A 15,532-nucleotide genomic window follows, 5' to 3' on the forward strand; every position below is an offset into this window, starting at 1 on the left:
GGGCCGGACAAGAAACTCGCGCAGGCAGGGACGATGGCGACCAACAAGAAGAAGATTTTCGTTACGCAAACTTTGTCGCAAGGGGCACGCGCCCTCCTCACCCAGCGGGACGATATCGAGCTCGTCGAGTTTCCGAACCTGATCTCGGCGAAGGACTTCGAGGCCCTGCTGAAGAGCCATGCGCCGGTCCACGGAGTCGCGCTCGGCGCCACGGCCTTCGGCGAGACCGAGCTCGAGGCATCGAGGGACATGAAGGTGGTGACACGGATCGGCGTCGGCTACGACGCCGTCGACGTGCCCGCCTTATCCCGCCGCAAGGTGCCGCTGATGATCGCGGGCAGCGCGAACTCGCCCTCGGTCGCGGAAGCGGCGCTGTTCATGATGCTGACGCTGGCCAAGCGCGCCCAGGAGATGCACGGCTGCGTCAAGGACGGCAAATGGGCCGACCGGCTCGGCATGCTGCCGTTCGATCTCTACGGCAAGACCGTGCTCGTCATCGGCTTCGGCCGCATCGGCAGCCGCACCGCCAAGCGCTGCCTGGCGATGGAAATGAACGTCCAGGTCTACGATCCCTACAAGGGAGCTGCCGACATCAAGGCCGCCGGCTGCGAGCCCGTCGCCGATCTCGACGCCGCCCTGCCCCAGGCCGAGTTCGTCACCATCCACTGCCCGAAGACGCCGGAAACGGTCGGCCTGTTCGACGCCGCACGGATCGGCCGGATGAAGCCGAGATCCTATCTCATCAACACCGCGCGTGGCGGCATCGTGAAGGAAGCGGCGCTGTACGACGCGCTCGTGTCCGGACAGCTCGCCGGCGCCGGCATCGACGTGTTCGAGGTGGAGCCGCCGCCGGTCAGCAATGCGCTGTTCGCGCTGCCCAACGTCATCATGGCGCCCCACGTGGCCGGCGTCACCGTCGAGGCGGTGAGCCGCATGAGCGAGCAGACCGCGCGCAACATCCTGAGTGTGCTGGACGGCGATCCGATCCGGCAGAACATCATCAACCAGGACGTGCTCGGCTGAGCCAAACCTTCGGGCGGACGGCCCCCGTCCGCCCGCCTTCGGGACGCCAGAAAGCGTCCCATTTTGGTGCAGATCGAGCCCCAACTCAGCCTTAATCAAACGCGCCTAATGTTCCCTGCCGCGGCGGCAGTGGGACAGACTTGCCGGCCGCGTCGAGCTGGAGGATGGACCTTGTCAGAGATCGACCCGACCGACCACGCGCTCGCGACCATCGCGAGCATCCTGGAGCACCCCGAGCCGACCCTCGTTGTCCGCGAAACCGAGATCATCCGCGAGACCGAGATCGTCGTCGTCGGTGAGCAGGCGGCCGTCGAAGACCATCATACGGTCGACGAGCATCCAGTGGTCGACGAACAGCCGCTGGTGCCTGATCACACCGATGCCGACGGCTACAGCAAGGTCGGTCCCGGACCGATGGTGGCGATCCGCCTGAAATGGACGGTCCATCGCGGCGACGACGGCCAGTTCTACGTCCACGAGACCATCGGCGAACAATCCGCCCCCGTGGTCAGTGGCCCGATGACGAGCGAAGCGGCCGTGCATTTCGTCGACACGCAGGAAGACGAGGCACATCGACGTTTCGAGCTGCTGCGCAGCGAGATCGCCGGCCGCAGCTCGCTGGCCGATTACGAGCGCAAGGGCGAGGCTTAAGGCCTATCGTTTGAGCATGATCTTATCGGAAAACCGCTTCGCACTTTGCCCGATCATGCTCTACTTCCTCCCGAGAAAGTCCTTCTTCACGAGCTCGACGCCTGCGTGCCGCAACAGGTCGTAGGCCGTCGTGACGTGAAAGAAGAATTGCGGGACGCTGTTCGTCAGCAGCAGCGTCCGCCCGGTGAAGGGCAGCTCGGTCCCGTTCTTCAGCCTGAAGAAGACCTTCAGCTCCGCAGCCGCATCGATCTCGGCGCGCGGCAGGCTTTCAATGAATTCGATTGACGTCGCGATCCGGGCCTGAAGCCCGGCCATATCGTGCTCCAGCGGCGGCAGCGCCACCGGCTCGCACTGCGCCAGCAACGCCGGCGCAACCGTAGCATGGCGGCAAGCCTCGCCGATCTGCTGCGCCAGGTCGTACATGTTCGGGGCCATGCGCATGCCGAGCAGGACCGCCGGATTGAACTTGCGGGCCTCCGCATAGGCGACGCCCTTGTCGAGCAGGACGGACAGGTTGCGCAAGTACGGCACGAAGAGGCCGACCGAGGCCTCGTACATCGAGATCGTCACGTCAAAATTCCCTTCAATTCCGTCTCGCCAGGAACTGGCATCTGGTCTAAATCCACCCTCGAAGGGCTGCACAATGACAGCTCGCGCAGGGGTAGAGAAGAGATGATCGTTCGAATGGCTGTTCGAATCGTGGCGGCTGTGGCCGTGATGCTGCTGGCAAACCTTTCGGTCCTCGCGCAGCAGCCGGCGCCCTCGCGTCTCGACGAGATCGTCAAACGCGGAACCCTGCGCGTCGGCATGACCGGCGACTACAAGCCGTTCACTTATCTGGACAAGGCCACGCAGCAGTTCAGCGGCTTCGACGTCGACATGGCGGAAGCGCTCGGCAAGGCGCTCGGCGTCAAGGTCGAATACGTCGCCACGGCCTGGCCGAAGCTGATGAAGGATTTCGAGGCCGACCAGTTCGACATCGCCATGGGCGGCGTCTCGGTCACGCTCGATCGGCAGAAGAAAGGCTTCTTCTCGATGCCGATCATGCGCGAGGGCAAGACGCCGATCACGCGCTGCGCCGATGTCAGCAAGTATCAGACGCTCCCCGAGATCGACAAGAAGGGCACCCGCGTCATCGTCAATCCCGGCGGCACCAACGAGCGTTTCGCGCGCGCCAACATCAAGGACGCCGACATCACCGTCTTCCCCGACAACACCGTGATCTTCGACGAGATCGCCAAGGGCAACGCCGATCTGATGATGACGGATGCCTCCGAGACCCGCTATCAGCAGAAGCAGCATCAAGGTGTGCTCTGCGCGGTGCATCCCGAAAAGCCGTTCGATTTCTCCGAGAAGGCCTACTGGCTCCAGCGCGACATGGCGCTGAAGGCGTTCGTCGACCAGTGGCTGCACATTTCCATGGAAGACGGCAGCTACAGGAAGATCTACGCCGCCTGGTTCGACTGACGGGGCCGGCCTTGCGACAGGCCATGCAGGATCACAAATGCGACGATTGATGGTGCTCGCGGCAGCGCTTGCGATGGCCGGGGCTGGCGGCGCATTCGGACAGACACAAATCACGGCCGCAACCGGCCCCGGCTGCAAGGACCAATCCAAGGAAGGGGTCGGGCTATGGACCTGCCCCGGCCCGGCCGGCTACGTCGTGCGTTTCGCTGATGAAGGCAACATCGTCTCGCTGACGATTGCGCCGAAGCGCGCGATCGAGAAGCGGCGCGGGCCGACTGCGCAATGGCGCGGCGCCGGCAAGGTGTTCGGCGACAAGATGCAATGGATCGTGCGGGACGGCAGGCCCAGGGCCGCCGTGATCCGCACCTGGCGCCGGCCCGAAGGCAGCGACGACGGCGAAGTCCAGGAGCTCTCCGTGTTCGCGATCAATGGCGAGACAGCCTGCCTGTTCGGCGCGATCGAGATTCACGCTGACAAGGCGAACGAGGCTGCCCTCGCCCGTGCCCAGCAGGCCGCAGATTCGCGCTGTCCGGAGAAGTAGGCCGGAAGGATCGGCCTCCAGTCGCGGCGGCTGGCCGCATCCAGACCGCCTCGTCCAACTCTGGACCGAGTTCGGCGTTATTGAACCGGAACCGGAGCGAGCACGACTCATACGGACAACAGTGATCTAGATCACTTTTTGCGATCGAACCGGGGCGTAAGCGTCGGTGCGGGGACCACCTGTTAGGAGATGCGAAATGAGGAAGCTGTTGGCCACGGCCGCATTCCTTTTGGCGAGCACCGCTGCCCAGGCGCAGTACACGTTCGAATATGGCGGGCGCACCATCCGCATCGACCCGGACCGCGGCACGGTGCAGATTCCCGGCGTCTACGACAACACCGGCCAAGGTAAGGCGAAGAAGGCCAAGACCGACGCCAAGAATGACGTCAAGAACGACGTCAAGGGGACTCCGAAAGCGGACCCGCAGGCACCGCAACAGGCCAAGGCCGATCCGCAGACGCCGGCTAATCCCGCGCCGGCACCCGCCCCCGTCGTCGCACCTCCGGCAGCCGAGCAGGCTCCTGTCCAGGCTCCCGTGGCCACACCTCCGGCTCCGCCGGCGCCTTCGGCCACCACCGCAAACAATGCGCCGGCCGAAGAGGCGCTGGTGCCCCCACCTCAACCGGCGCCAAGCACTGCCCCGGCGGTTGCCGCGGTCCCGCCCGCACCGCCTCCGCCGCCGGCTCCGACGGTCGCTGCCGCTCCGCCCGCGCCTGCGGCACCGCCCCCCGCTCCGGCGCCCGCCGCCGCACCCGTTCAGTCCGCCGCCGTCGCGCCACCTGCTCCTGCGACCGCGCCGACGCGCAATCTCAATTCACCGCTCGGCATCTGGCTGACCGAGGAGAAGGAAGGCAAGGTCCGCATCGAGCAATGCGGCACCAATCTCTGCGGCTATTCGGTCGACAGCAAATCGAACCAGAACGGCGAGCAGGTCCTGATCAACATGAAGCCCGCCAAGGACCAGAAGGACCAGAAGTGGTCCGGCCGCATCCTCGATCCCAACACCGGCTCGACCTACGATTCCACGATCGCGCTGAAGGGCACCGACCGTCTGCGCGTGCAAGGCTGCGCCTTCGGCGGCATGTTCTGCGGCGGCCAGACCTGGACGCGGGTGAACTAGGTCCAATTTAAGTCGGCGAGAGCTGCCGTTTGCGCGCGGCAACGATCGGCTCGCGGCCGGCGCCGACCTGGGACAGCGCTTCGACGAAGATCGGCTCCCACGCCCTGATATGGTGGCGCAGAAGGTTCGTCAGCGCCTCTTCTTTTCCTGCGCTGGCCAGTTCGATGATCCGGAAATGCTCGGTCGCGGACTCGTTCTGCCGGGCAAGACCCGCGCGGGACGTGATGCCGTAGAGCCGCATCTGATCGCGCAGTCCCATCACCATCTCGGTCAGGCGCGGATTGTCAGCCGCGGCCGTCAGGACCTGGTGAAAGCTTCGATCGGCCTCGAGGTAGAGCTTCATGTCCTCGGTCCGGACCGCGCGCGCGATGTCTTCGGCCCAGGGAACGAGCTCGCTCAGATCCTTGTCCGGCTTGCGCGCGACCAGTGTCGCGGCGTGGAGCTCCAGGACCTCGCGCAGATCGAAGAGATTGCGGAGCTCCGTCAACGTCGGCTCGACGACCTTGAAGCCGCGGTTGCGCACCGGCTCGATCAGGCCGCTGCGCGACAGCTCGAGGAGCGCTTCGCGCACGGGCGTCGTCGATACACCGAGACTGGCCGCCAGGGTCGGCACCGAATACATCGTCCCCGGCATGCTCTGACCGGAAATGATCTCCGCGCGCACCTGCTGCACAACCTGCTCGCGCAGATTCTGGTCCATGTCTCCTCCAACCCGACGATTGCCGCCCGATCTATCAGCACCGCCCAAACAATGCACTTGACATGAAGGTGCCCTCGACGAAGCATGTAGCGCGTTACTCTAATGCGCTACAATTGGGCTGTCCATGGCAGAACGCTATTCCGGCTATTGCACGCTGTGCCGTTCGCGGTGCGGTTCCACGACCGTGGTCGAGAACGGCCGCATGGTCGCCGTGGAGAACGCGCCCGGACATCCCACCGGCGGCGCGCTGTGCTCGAAGGGCCGCGCTGCGCCCGAAATGGTGCACAGCCCGCGCCGCCTGACCCACCCGCTCCGCCGGACGGCGCCGCGCGACGCCGCCGACCCGGGCTGGGTACAGATTTCCTGGGACGAAGCGCTGCGTGAGATCGCCGAGAGGCTCGGACGGATAAGCAGCACCACGGGCGCGGAATCGGTTGCCTTCGCCGTGACGACGCCGAGCGGCACGCCCATGGTCGACAGTTTCGAGTGGGTCGAGCGGTTCATCCGCTGCTTCGGCAGCCCCAACCTGATCTACGCCGTCGAAGTCTGCGGCTGGCACAAGGATTTTGCCCACGCCCTGACGTTCGGCCGCGGGATCGGCTTTCCCGACTATGACCGGGCCGACACCATCGTCCTCTGGGGCCACAATCCCGCGCGGACATGGCTTGCACAGGCAACCCGTGTTGCGGACGCGCGACGGCGTGGCGCGCGCGTGGCCGTCGTCGACCCCAAGCCGAACGGATCGGGACAGCAGGCCGATCTCTGGCTGCGCATTCGCCCCGGCGCAGACGGCGCTCTCGCGATGGCAGCGATCCGGCATCTCATCTCGACCAGCACGTTCGATACGGATTTCGTGATGCGCTGGACGAATGGCCCGTTCCTTGTCGACACGAACACCGGACGGTTTGTCCGAGCGAACGAGCTGTGGCCGGAACATTCGCCGGAAGCCTTCGTGGTGCTGGATCGATCAGGAAAGCCCCAAACGCACGATCCCCGCGTCGAGGTGCTTGATCCCGCGAATTGCACGCTCGATGCCGAAGCGACGCTCGATGGCGTGGGCGGACGCGCGATCGTCGCGAGGACTGCGTTTTCGCGGCTCACCGCCGAGGCCGCGTCCTACACGACATCCAGTGTCGCCGCGACGACCTGGCTGGATGAAGCGGAAGTCGCCGCGTTCTGCGCGCTGTTCGAGAACAGTCCGAAACTCGCCTATCATTCGTGGACCGGCGTCGGCCAGCACACCAATGCGACCGCCACCGAGCGGGCCATTACGACGCTCTATGCCCTCACCGGCGCGTGCGACCGGCCTGGCGGCAATGTCTGGCAGGTCCCGCCGCCGACACGCGCGGTCAACGACATCAGCCTGCTGCCGCCGGGGCAAAAGGAGAAGGCGCTCGGCCTCGACGAATTGCCGCTGGGCCCGCCGAGCCGGGGCTGGATCACCGCGCGGGATTTCAGCCGCGCGGTGCTCAAGGGCAAGCCTTATCGCGTCAACGCGCTGATGAGCTTTGGCACGAACTTCGTGGTGTCGCAGGGACATTCCTCGCGCAATCGCGAGGCGTTGCGCGCGCTGGACTTCCATGTCCATGCCGACATGTTCATGAACCCCACGGCCGAGAATGCCGACATCGTGCTGCCCGCCAACATGCCCTGGGAACGGGATGCGCTGAAGATCGGCTTCGAGATCACGCAGGAGGCCGTCGAGACGATCCAGTTCCGGCCGCAGATGCTGCCGCGGCACGGCGAGAGCAAGGCCGACTACGAGATCGTCGCGGAATTGGCGCTGCGCATGGGCATGGCGGAGCAATTCTTCGACGGCGACATCCATGCCGGCTGGAATTACCAACTGGCGCCGCTCGGCATCACCGTCGAGGACTTGCGCAAGCAACCGGATGGCATGCGCTTCCCTCAGCCGTTCAATCACGAGAAATACGCCGACACGAAGAGCGACGGAACGATCGCTGGGTTCGTGACGCCGACACGGCGCGTGGAGATCTATTCCGAGCTGATGCTCGATCATGGCTACGCGCCACTCCCGAGCCACGTCGAGCCGGCCGAGAGCCCAATGACAACGACGTCGGACAAGCGTTTCCCGCTGGTGCTGACGACAGCCAAGAGCGGCTGGTTCGTCCACAGCTCGCATCGGCATGTGGCCTCGCTTCGCAAGAAATCGCCTGATCCTGCCGTGGAAATCAGCTGCTCGCTCGCAGCACGGCAGGGGCTCGAAGACGGCGATTGGGCGATCGTGGAGACACCGTCCGGCCAGGTCCGGCTCCGGGTCCGATTGAACGACTCCCTTGACGACCGTGTCGTGCTCGCGGAGTTCGGCTGGTGGGAAGATTGTCCGCCGCTCGGACGTGGCGCCACGCCGTCTGCCGGTGTCGCGACCTCGAACATGAACGATGCGTTGAGCGACGCGTCGCGCGACCCGGTCAGCGGCTCGGTGCCGCTGCGCGCCACGCTCTGCGATATCCGGCGCGATCAGTCCGCCAACCGCGGCCGCTGGACCGGACGGCGCGCTTTCTCTGTTGCTGGCGTTCGCCACGAGGCCAACGACGTCGTCGCAATCCACCTGGCTCCGAAAGGCGGCGAAGCGCTTCCTGCCTACCGGCCGGGACAATATGTTCTACTGAGTTTGCCTCGCCTGGATGTGGCCCGCGCCTACTCGTTGACGGGACAAGGCGGCGACAACGTATTGTCCGTCGCCATCAAGAAGCAGCCCTCCAGCGAAGGTGTTCATCTCTCCGAGCACGTCCATCGCCTCACGGTTGGCGACGAGGTTTTCCTCGAAACTCCCGGCGGGATCTTCACGCCGCCCTTGCAGGGACCCCGCCCTGTCATATTCCTCGCCGCCGGCGTCGGCATCACGCCGTTCATGAGCCATCTGGAGTCGTTGCTGACGCTGCCTCCGGCCGAGCGGGTCAACGACGTCCTGCTGCTCTACACGTGCCGCAACGGGAACGAACATCCCTTCGCCACGCGGCTGCGAGAGCTCGAGGCGCAGCTGCCGCAATTGAAGCTGGTGACGGCGTTCACGGCACCTCGCTCTGTTGACCGTCTGCACCGGGATTACGACCATGCCGGGCGCCCGGATCTGTCGGCGATCGATCCGCTGCTTTCCAGACGTCCCCTCGCCTATCTCTGCGGCTCGCCGGACTTCACGTCCTCGATGACCGCGCGTCTTGTCGAGCGAGGCATTCCGCAGTTCGACATCTTCGCGGAGGCCTTCGCCTCACCGCCTGAAGTGCCGGCAACGCTGGAGCCGCAGACAATTCACCTCGCCGGCAGCGACAAAAGCTTCGTCTGGTCGCCCGAGCTGGGAACACTTCTGGACGCCGCGCATGCCGCAGGCGTGCCGCTACCCAGCGGCTGCCGCGTCGGCCAGTGCGAGAGCTGCGCCATGCGCATCGTCGATGGCTGCGTCGCACAGCTCGGCGGCGGCGATAGCTCGTCCGAACACTGCCTGACCTGTCAGGCCGTGCCGCTCTCGGAGCTCACGCTCGCGCTCTGACCGCACACCACGACTTTCAACCACGACCAACACTGCCAGAATTGGGGGCTGACGATGACGACTGTTTCCGGAGATTCTCTCAACGAGAATGCATCCACCGAGACCAATCTGCTGGCGAGGTTCTCGCAACGCCTCGTGGTGTTCTCCGAGCGCTGGTTTCCGGACGCCTATGTCTTCGTCCTCATCGCGGTGATCGCGATTGCCATCGGCACGATCGTGCATGGCGGGTCCCCGCTTGCCGTCAGCCGCGCGTTCGGCGACGGCTTCTGGAACCTCATCCCGTTCACGATGCAGATGGCGCTGGTCGCGATCGGCGGCTACGTGGTGGCGATGTCGCCGCCCATTGCAGCCGCGCTGCGGCGGCTCGCCGCCGTGCCGTCCACCGGCCGCGGCGCGGTGGTGTTCGTCGGCGTCTTGAGCATTCTCTTGTCGCTGGTCAATTGGGGCCTGAGCCTGATCTTCTCCGGCCTGCTGGTCCGCGAGATCGCGCGGCGCACGGACATCAAGCTCGACTATCGCGCCGCTGGAGCCGCCGGCTATCTCGGCCTCGGCTGCGGCTTCACGCTCGGCATCACCTCGTCGGCCGCACAGCTCCAGGCCAATGCCGCCAGCATTCCGAGCTCACTGCTGCCCATCACCGGCGTCATCGGCTTTTCCGAGACCATCCTGACCTGGCAGAATCTGCTGACGACCGTTCTCGTGACGGCCGTGTCAGCCGTCATCTGTTACCTGACTGCGCCGAATGCGGCCCAGACGAAGACCGCAGAGGATCTCGGCGTCTCGCTCGAAGACGACACGATCAAGCCCAAGGCCGCGGCACGGCCCGGCGACTTCCTCGAATTCAGCCCGATCCTGACCATCCTGATCGTTGTCCTCGCGCTTGGCTGGCTGTGGCAAACCTTCCAGTCCGGCAATCCGCTCATCACGCTGTCGGGCCTCAACACCTACAACTTCGTGTTTCTGATCCTCGGCATCCTCCTGCACTGGCGTCCGCGCAGCCTGCTCGAAGCGTTCTCCAAGGCGATGCCGAGCGTCTCGGGCGTGCTCCTGCAGTTTCCGTTCTATGCCGGCATCGCCCAGATACTCACCAAGGTACCGAACGCCAAGGGCGTGACGCTGTCGGACACCATCGCGCACTGGTTCGTCGATGCCTCCGCCAGCACGACCGTGTTCTCGTTCCTGGTCGGTATCTATTCGGCTGTGCTCGGATTCTTCATTCCGTCGGCGGGCGGAAAGTGGATCATCGAGGCGCCCTACATCATGAAGGCGGCGAACGCCGTCGGTGCGCATCTCGGCTGGACCGTCATGGTCTACAACATCGCCGAGACGCTGCCGAACTTCATCAATCCGTTCTGGATGCTGCCGCTGCTCGGTATCCTCGGACTGAAGTCGAAGGACCTGATCGGCTACACGTCGATCCAGTTCTTGATCCACTTCCCGATCGTGATGATCGTGGCGGCGATCCTGATGTCGACCTTCACATATCACCCGCCGGTCCTGCCGTGAGGCTCGGAAAAGCGTCGGCAGCGGGACGTCCCACTGCCGATCTGTGCTGTTGCGCACAGAAAGGGGGCTCCCGGGCCGAGGTTAGCCGGGAACCGCGTGACAGCCCTCACATCCGCCCGCCCCGGGCTCATGACACCATGCACGCAAGGGTTCAACCATCGAGGCGTGTCATGAACGGCTTTCGCAAGGGTCTCTTCGCCACCATCATCGCCATCGCGTTCCCGCTCGCGCAGGCCGACGCTGCGGGCTCCACCTTCGACGGCGCGTGGAATGTGCGCATCTCATCGTCGAGCGAGACTTGCGGCAACGGGTCGACCGTCTCGATCGGCATCAACAACGGTCAGATCGCATCGAGCAGCGCGGCCGTGACGGCATCAGGCCGCGTCGCGGATGCCGGCAGCATCAACGTCACCCTGAGCACCGGCATCAAGCGCGCGGTCGGCTTCGGCCGGCTCAGCGGCACCTCCGGCTCCGGCACCTGGCGCGGGGCGATGTGCACGGGCACCTGGACGGCTGAAAGAATGTAGCAAAGGATGCGGGTTTCGTGTCCCTGATCAGCGGCGCATCGCCTTGCGGCGATGCGTCTCGTCCAGGACACGAGAACTAGCCGAGCGCCGCACCGTACTCCGCGTCCGTGACCGGCTCCAGCCAGGTCGAATAGACGCCGTCGAGCGCTTCCTGCATGGCGATGTGGCACATGCCGTTGGTCGGGGATGCCCCGTGCCAATGCAACTCGCCCGGCGGAATCCAGACGGTGTCGCCGGGACGGATTTCCTGGACCGGGCCGCCCTTGGTCTGAACGCGGCCGACACCCGAAATCACGTAGAGCGTCTGCCCGAGCGGATGGTGGTGCCAGTTGGTGCGTGCACCCGGCTCGAACGCAACGCGCGAGCAGTTCAGCCGTGCCGGCGCGGGCGCCATGATGACGGGGTCTTGCCACACGGTGCCGATGAAGTTTTCCTTGGGTGCGCGGCGGGTCGGCCGCGTGCCTGCAACAGTGATCTCCATGGGGGGTCCTCGCTTCCGTTACTTCTTGCTGGCGGCGTAGCGCGCCTTGGTTTCGGCGTTCATAGGATAGAGGCCCGGAAGCGCCGCGCCGTTGTTCACCTCGTTGACGATCCAGGCTTCCATCCGCTCCTGCTCGACGCCCTCGTTGAGGACGTGATCGAGCATCGCCTGCGGGATCAGCACGCAGCCGTCCTGGTCGGCGACAACGATGTCGTTCGGGAACACGGCGACGCCGCCGCAGCCAATCGGCTCGCCCCAGCCGACGAAGGTGAGGCCCGCAACCGACGGCGGCGCGGCATAGCCGTCGCACCACACCGGCAGATTGGTGCCGAGCGTGCCCTCGACGTCACGCACCACGCCGTCGGTGACGAGCGCGGTGACGCCGCGCTTCATCATGCGGGCGCAGAGGATGTCGCCGAAGATGCCGGCATCGGTGATGCCCATGGCGTCCACGACAGCGATACAGCCCTCCGGCATGGCCTCGATCGCGGTGCGGGTCGAGATCGGCGAGGACCAGGATTCCGGCGTCGCCAGGTCCTCGCGTGCCGGCACGAAGCGAAGCGTGAAGGCCGGTCCCACCAGGCGCGGCAGGCCCGGACGCAGCGGACGCGCCCCGCGCATCCACACATTGCGCAGGCCCTTTTTGAGCAGGACCGTGGTGATGGTGGCAGTGGTGATGCCGGCGAGGGTCTTGCGGGCTTCGGGGGACAGCGACATGGAAACAGACGAGCTCCGGATGGCGGGAAAGAACGCGCGCATCTTGCGAGCCGCGGGCTTTGCGTCAAGGCCCAAGAACGCAGGGCCGGAGGGCTGTTATGCGCCGCGATAACAAGGCTTTATCACGTCCCCTTGCATTAATTTATTGGACTTGCGGGCGCATTTACGCGAAGCAGGGAGAAGGCGGAACTCAAGGTCGAGCCCGCGCATTTCCTCAAGGCCCGATTTTCGACAGCTCATGGCCGCGACGCTCCCCCCGCCCCGCCTTCTGCCCAGTGGCGACAGCGCCGTCACGGTCGAGTTCAGCCGCACCATCGACGACGCCGCCAACGAGCGCGTGCTCGCGCTCGACAAGGCGCTCGTGGCAAAACCCATCGACGGCATCAGCGAGACCGTGCCGACCTATCGCTCACTGCTGGTGCATTACGACCCCGGCAAGATCGGCTTCGACGCACTCGGCGAAAAGCTCCTTGCGATCGCCGGCCCGCCGCTGCCGCCGGCTACCAAGGCTCGGCGCTGGCGCATTCCCGTCGCTTATGGCGGCGAGCACGGCATCGACCTCGAGGACGTCGCCAAGGCGCTGAACACCACGCCCGACGACATCATCGCCCGTCACGCCGGCGGCGATTATCGCGTCGCCATGATCGGCTTCACGCCGGGCTGGTCCTATCTCAGCGGCCTCGACAAATCCCTGCACATGTCGCGGCGGCAGAGCCCGCGGCTGTTCACGCCGGCCGGCACCATCTCGATCGGCGGCATCCAGGCGGGCATCCAGTGCCTGGCCGCGCCGAGCGGCTGGCACCTGCTCGGCCGCACGCCGGTCAGAACCTATCAGCTCCACCGGAACCCGACCTTTCTCACCGAACCCGGTGATCGCGTGACGTTTTTCGCCATCGACCACAAGACGTTCGAGGAACTGGACCGCGCCGCCGAAGCCGGCGAGATCATCGCCGAGCAGGTGGTCGCATGAGCCGGCTCGTGATCGCCAGCATCGGGCCTGCAAGCTCCGTCCAGGACGGCGGCCGCTACGGCGCGCAGCGCTACGGCCTGACGGTCAGCGGTGCGATGGACCGTTTGTCGCTCGCGGCAGCGAACACGCTGGTCGGCAACGAGCCGTTTGCGGCCGCGGTCGAGATCGGCCCGTTCGGCGCCACGTTCACGGCCAAGGACGGCGCCGTGCGCGTCGCGATCGCGGGCGCCCCGCGCAATGCTGATGTCGCCGAGAAGCCGGTGGCGATGGACACGTCTGTGACGCTGAAGGACGGCGAGACGCTGACGCTGGGCTTTGCCCGCGGCGGCGCATTCACGTACCTCGCCATCGAAGGCGGGATCAAAGGCGAGCCGGTGTTCGGCAGCCTCGCGGTGAATGCCCGCGCCGGGCTCGGCAGCCCCTACCCGCGCCCGCTCCAGGCCGGCGACGAATTCACGGTCGATGCCGCGAGCGGTGCACCTGAGCTGCGCATCGAATTGCCGAAGCCTGCGAGCGGCCCGATCCGCGTCCTGCTGGGACCGCAGGACGACGAGTTCGACGACGCCAACAAGGCGCTGTTCCTGGGTAGCGAGTGGAAGATTTCGGCGACCTCCGATCGCATGGGCTATCGGCTCGAGGGCCCCGCGATCAAACATCTGCACGGCCACAACATCGTCTCCGACGGCACCGTCAACGGCAGCATCCAAGTGCCCGGCAACGGCTCGCCGATCGCGCTGATGATGGATCGCGGCACCTCCGGCGGTTATCCCAAGATCGCAACCGTAATCACGGCCGATGTCGGCCGCCTCGCGCAGACCTCGGCGGGAACGGCGTTCCGCTTCCTTGAGGTCACCATGGCCGAGGCGCAGGACGAGGCGCGCAAGTTCGCGCAAGCGATCCGCAACCTGCCCGATCGCCTGCGCTCCTCCGACACCGTCGCCCTCAACATCGAAGCGCTCAACGATGCTAACGTTGCGGGCCATGCGGTCAGCGCGGTGGATGCCGGGACCTGGCAGGTCGCGGCGGAGCCGTAAGCGACAAGACGACCAGAGGCGGAGAGCACCCCATGAAGACGATCGATCTCAATTGCGACCTTGGCGAAGGTTTTGGCGCGTGGGAGATGGGCAACGACGCCGCGATGATCGACCTTGCAAGCTCGGTCAACGTCGCCTGCGGCTTCCATGCCGGCGACCCCGACATCATGCGCCGGACGGTGGAGCTGGCGAAGGCCCGCGGCGTCTCGGTCGGCGCACATCCCGGCTACCGCGACCTGCACGGCTTCGGCCGGCATCCGATCGCAGGCCTGAAAGCCTCCGAGATCGAGAACCTCGTCGCCTACCAGATCGGCGCACTTCAGGCGATTGCGACCGCGGCCGGACACAAGGTCACGCATGTGAAGGCGCATGGCGCGCTCTCCAACGTCGCCTGCGAGGACGACATGACAGCGAAGGCGATCGCTGCCGGCATCAAGGCGGTCGATCCCGGACTGATCTTCGTCGCGCTGGCCAATTCGAAGCTGGTGAAGGCCGGCGAAGACGCCAACCTGCCGCTGGTGCACGAGGTGTTCGCCGATCGCGCCTATGAGGACGACGGCAATCTCGTCTCGCGCAAGAAGCCCGGCGCGGTGCTGCACGACGCCAAGGCGATCGCCGACCGCGTGGTGCGCATGGTGCAGGACGGAGCGGTGGTCTCGGTCACAGGCAAGGTCATCAAGATGCGCACGGACACAGTCTGCATCCACGGCGACACGCCCGGCGCGGTCGACATCGCGCGGGGCCTGCGTCAGGCGTTGAAGGATGCCGGGATCGAGGTCGCGCCGTTCAAGCGGGGGTGAGGTAGAAAAGGTACCGTAGGGTGGGCAAAGCGAAGCGTGCCCACCATCTTCGTCGTATCAGAGAAAGCTCGTGGGCACGGCGCTACGCGCCTTTGCCCACCCTACGAGAGCGTCGAGCTTCGCTAAAACGGGTGCACCGAGAGCGTGCCGAACACGATCGCGGCGATGACCGCGAACGCACTGTAGAGCCCAATGTGATGGACGCTCGCCCCGGTCCGACGCGAGAGCGAGCGCGCGTAGAAGTGCAATCTGGCTTCCGCCGATAGTTCGCGCATGGTCGATCTCCAACGCCCCATTGGTGCGATTATGAAGGATCAACCCTGGCGGGAGGCAAGACCGCGATGGAAATAGCGATGCGGGTCCTCTGAGGAGGCCACATCGCAGATGCAAATTCTCCCGAGGCCCGGGTTCCGAGAATCTTATTCGTTAGAATCCGACGCAGCTGGAACCAGCGGGGATGACGATGAGATGACAGTCGGATGGG

At 65.5% G+C, this 15,532-nt stretch carries 16 protein-coding genes; 11 read left to right on the forward strand and 5 right to left on the reverse strand.

The annotated features are described in order from the left end of the window. Positions 1–33 precede the first annotated feature (33 nt). Both I3J27_RS19420 and I3J27_RS19425 read left to right on the forward strand, forming a co-directional pair. On the forward strand, positions 34–1,023 hold the full coding sequence (locus I3J27_RS19420) for a hydroxyacid dehydrogenase (RefSeq protein ID WP_270172545.1): 990 nt from the start codon (positions 34–36) through the stop codon (positions 1,021–1,023). A gap of 171 nt (positions 1,024–1,194) precedes the next feature. Then, positions 1,195–1,674, forward strand: coding sequence for a hypothetical protein (locus I3J27_RS19425; RefSeq protein WP_270172547.1), 480 nt, complete (start codon positions 1,195–1,197; stop codon positions 1,672–1,674). A 60-nt stretch (positions 1,675–1,734) separates the two neighbouring features. Here the strand turns inward: I3J27_RS19425 and I3J27_RS19430 are convergent, their stop codons facing one another. Continuing rightward, on the reverse strand, positions 1,735–2,232 hold the full coding sequence (locus I3J27_RS19430; protein WP_270172842.1) for a DUF1993 domain-containing protein: 498 nt from the start codon (positions 2,230–2,232) through the stop codon (positions 1,735–1,737). A gap of 126 nt (positions 2,233–2,358) precedes the next feature. Here I3J27_RS19430 and I3J27_RS19435 point away from each other — a divergent pair, with 126 nt between their 5' ends. The 3 genes from I3J27_RS19435 (at position 2,359) to I3J27_RS19445 (ending at position 4,802) form a co-directional block, all read left to right on the forward strand. After that, entirely contained in the window at positions 2,359–3,141 is a 783-nt protein-coding gene (locus tag I3J27_RS19435) for a transporter substrate-binding domain-containing protein (RefSeq protein ID WP_270172549.1), read from the forward strand. Between the two features lie 37 nt (positions 3,142–3,178). Continuing rightward, positions 3,179–3,682 carry a hypothetical protein gene (locus tag I3J27_RS19440; protein WP_270172551.1) on the forward strand — a complete coding sequence of 168 codons (504 nt, stop codon included), beginning with the start codon at positions 3,179–3,181 and terminating at the stop codon, positions 3,680–3,682. Between the two features lie 196 nt (positions 3,683–3,878). Continuing rightward, positions 3,879–4,802: a DUF2147 domain-containing protein gene (locus tag I3J27_RS19445; protein ID WP_270172554.1), complete on the forward strand. Its 924-nt coding sequence runs from the start codon at positions 3,879–3,881 to the stop codon at positions 4,800–4,802. Between the two features lie 7 nt (positions 4,803–4,809). Here I3J27_RS19445 and I3J27_RS19450 read toward each other — a convergent pair whose 3' ends face one another. Further along, positions 4,810–5,502 carry a GntR family transcriptional regulator gene (locus I3J27_RS19450; protein ID WP_270172556.1) on the reverse strand — a complete coding sequence of 231 codons (693 nt, stop codon included), beginning with the start codon at positions 5,500–5,502 and terminating at the stop codon, positions 4,810–4,812. Between the two features lie 124 nt (positions 5,503–5,626). Here I3J27_RS19450 and I3J27_RS19455 point away from each other — a divergent pair, with 124 nt between their 5' ends. The 3 genes from I3J27_RS19455 (at position 5,627) to I3J27_RS19465 (ending at position 11,046) form a co-directional block, all read left to right on the forward strand. Next, positions 5,627–9,013 carry a molybdopterin-dependent oxidoreductase gene (locus I3J27_RS19455; protein ID WP_270172559.1) on the forward strand — a complete coding sequence of 1,129 codons (3,387 nt, stop codon included), beginning with the start codon at positions 5,627–5,629 and terminating at the stop codon, positions 9,011–9,013. Positions 9,014–9,067: 54 nt separating this feature from the next. Continuing rightward, positions 9,068–10,519: a short-chain fatty acid transporter gene (locus I3J27_RS19460; protein WP_270160053.1), complete on the forward strand. Its 1,452-nt coding sequence runs from the start codon at positions 9,068–9,070 to the stop codon at positions 10,517–10,519. Between the two features lie 170 nt (positions 10,520–10,689). Further along, on the forward strand, positions 10,690–11,046 hold the full coding sequence (locus tag I3J27_RS19465) for a hypothetical protein (protein WP_270160054.1): 357 nt from the start codon (positions 10,690–10,692) through the stop codon (positions 11,044–11,046). Between the two features lie 76 nt (positions 11,047–11,122). Here I3J27_RS19465 and I3J27_RS19470 read toward each other — a convergent pair whose 3' ends face one another. Continuing rightward, positions 11,123–11,527, reverse strand: coding sequence for a (R)-mandelonitrile lyase (locus I3J27_RS19470; RefSeq protein ID WP_270160056.1), 405 nt, complete (start codon positions 11,525–11,527; stop codon positions 11,123–11,125). A gap of 18 nt (positions 11,528–11,545) precedes the next feature. Beyond that, positions 11,546–12,244, reverse strand: coding sequence for a ribonuclease activity regulator RraA (locus I3J27_RS19475; RefSeq protein ID WP_129275559.1), 699 nt, complete (start codon positions 12,242–12,244; stop codon positions 11,546–11,548). A 238-nt stretch (positions 12,245–12,482) separates the two neighbouring features. Here I3J27_RS19475 and pxpB point away from each other — a divergent pair, with 238 nt between their 5' ends. The 3 genes from pxpB to I3J27_RS19490 are packed head-to-tail and all read left to right on the forward strand — an operon-like array spanning position 12,483 to position 15,048. Beyond that, positions 12,483–13,214 (forward strand): 5-oxoprolinase subunit PxpB, encoded by a 732-nt coding sequence (gene pxpB, locus I3J27_RS19480; protein ID WP_270160057.1) that lies wholly within the window; start codon positions 12,483–12,485, stop codon positions 13,212–13,214. Next, the gene (locus I3J27_RS19485) at positions 13,211–14,248 is read left to right on the forward strand and encodes a 5-oxoprolinase subunit C family protein (protein WP_270160058.1); all 1,038 of its coding nucleotides are present in this window, start codon (positions 13,211–13,213) and stop codon (positions 14,246–14,248) included. Before pxpB ends, I3J27_RS19485 begins: the two co-directional genes overlap by 4 nt. Positions 14,249–14,280: 32 nt before the next feature. Beyond that, on the forward strand, positions 14,281–15,048 hold the full coding sequence (locus I3J27_RS19490) for a LamB/YcsF family protein (protein WP_270160059.1): 768 nt from the start codon (positions 14,281–14,283) through the stop codon (positions 15,046–15,048). Positions 15,049–15,170: 122 nt separating this feature from the next. Here the strand turns inward: I3J27_RS19490 and I3J27_RS19495 are convergent, their stop codons facing one another. Further along, positions 15,171–15,323 (reverse strand): hypothetical protein, encoded by a 153-nt coding sequence (locus tag I3J27_RS19495; protein ID WP_247983211.1) that lies wholly within the window; start codon positions 15,321–15,323, stop codon positions 15,171–15,173. Positions 15,324–15,532: the final 209 nt, after the last annotated feature.

The organism is Bradyrhizobium xenonodulans (assembly GCF_027594865.1).
In the GTDB taxonomy this organism is placed as follows: Bacteria; Pseudomonadota; Alphaproteobacteria; order Rhizobiales; family Xanthobacteraceae; genus Bradyrhizobium; species Bradyrhizobium xenonodulans.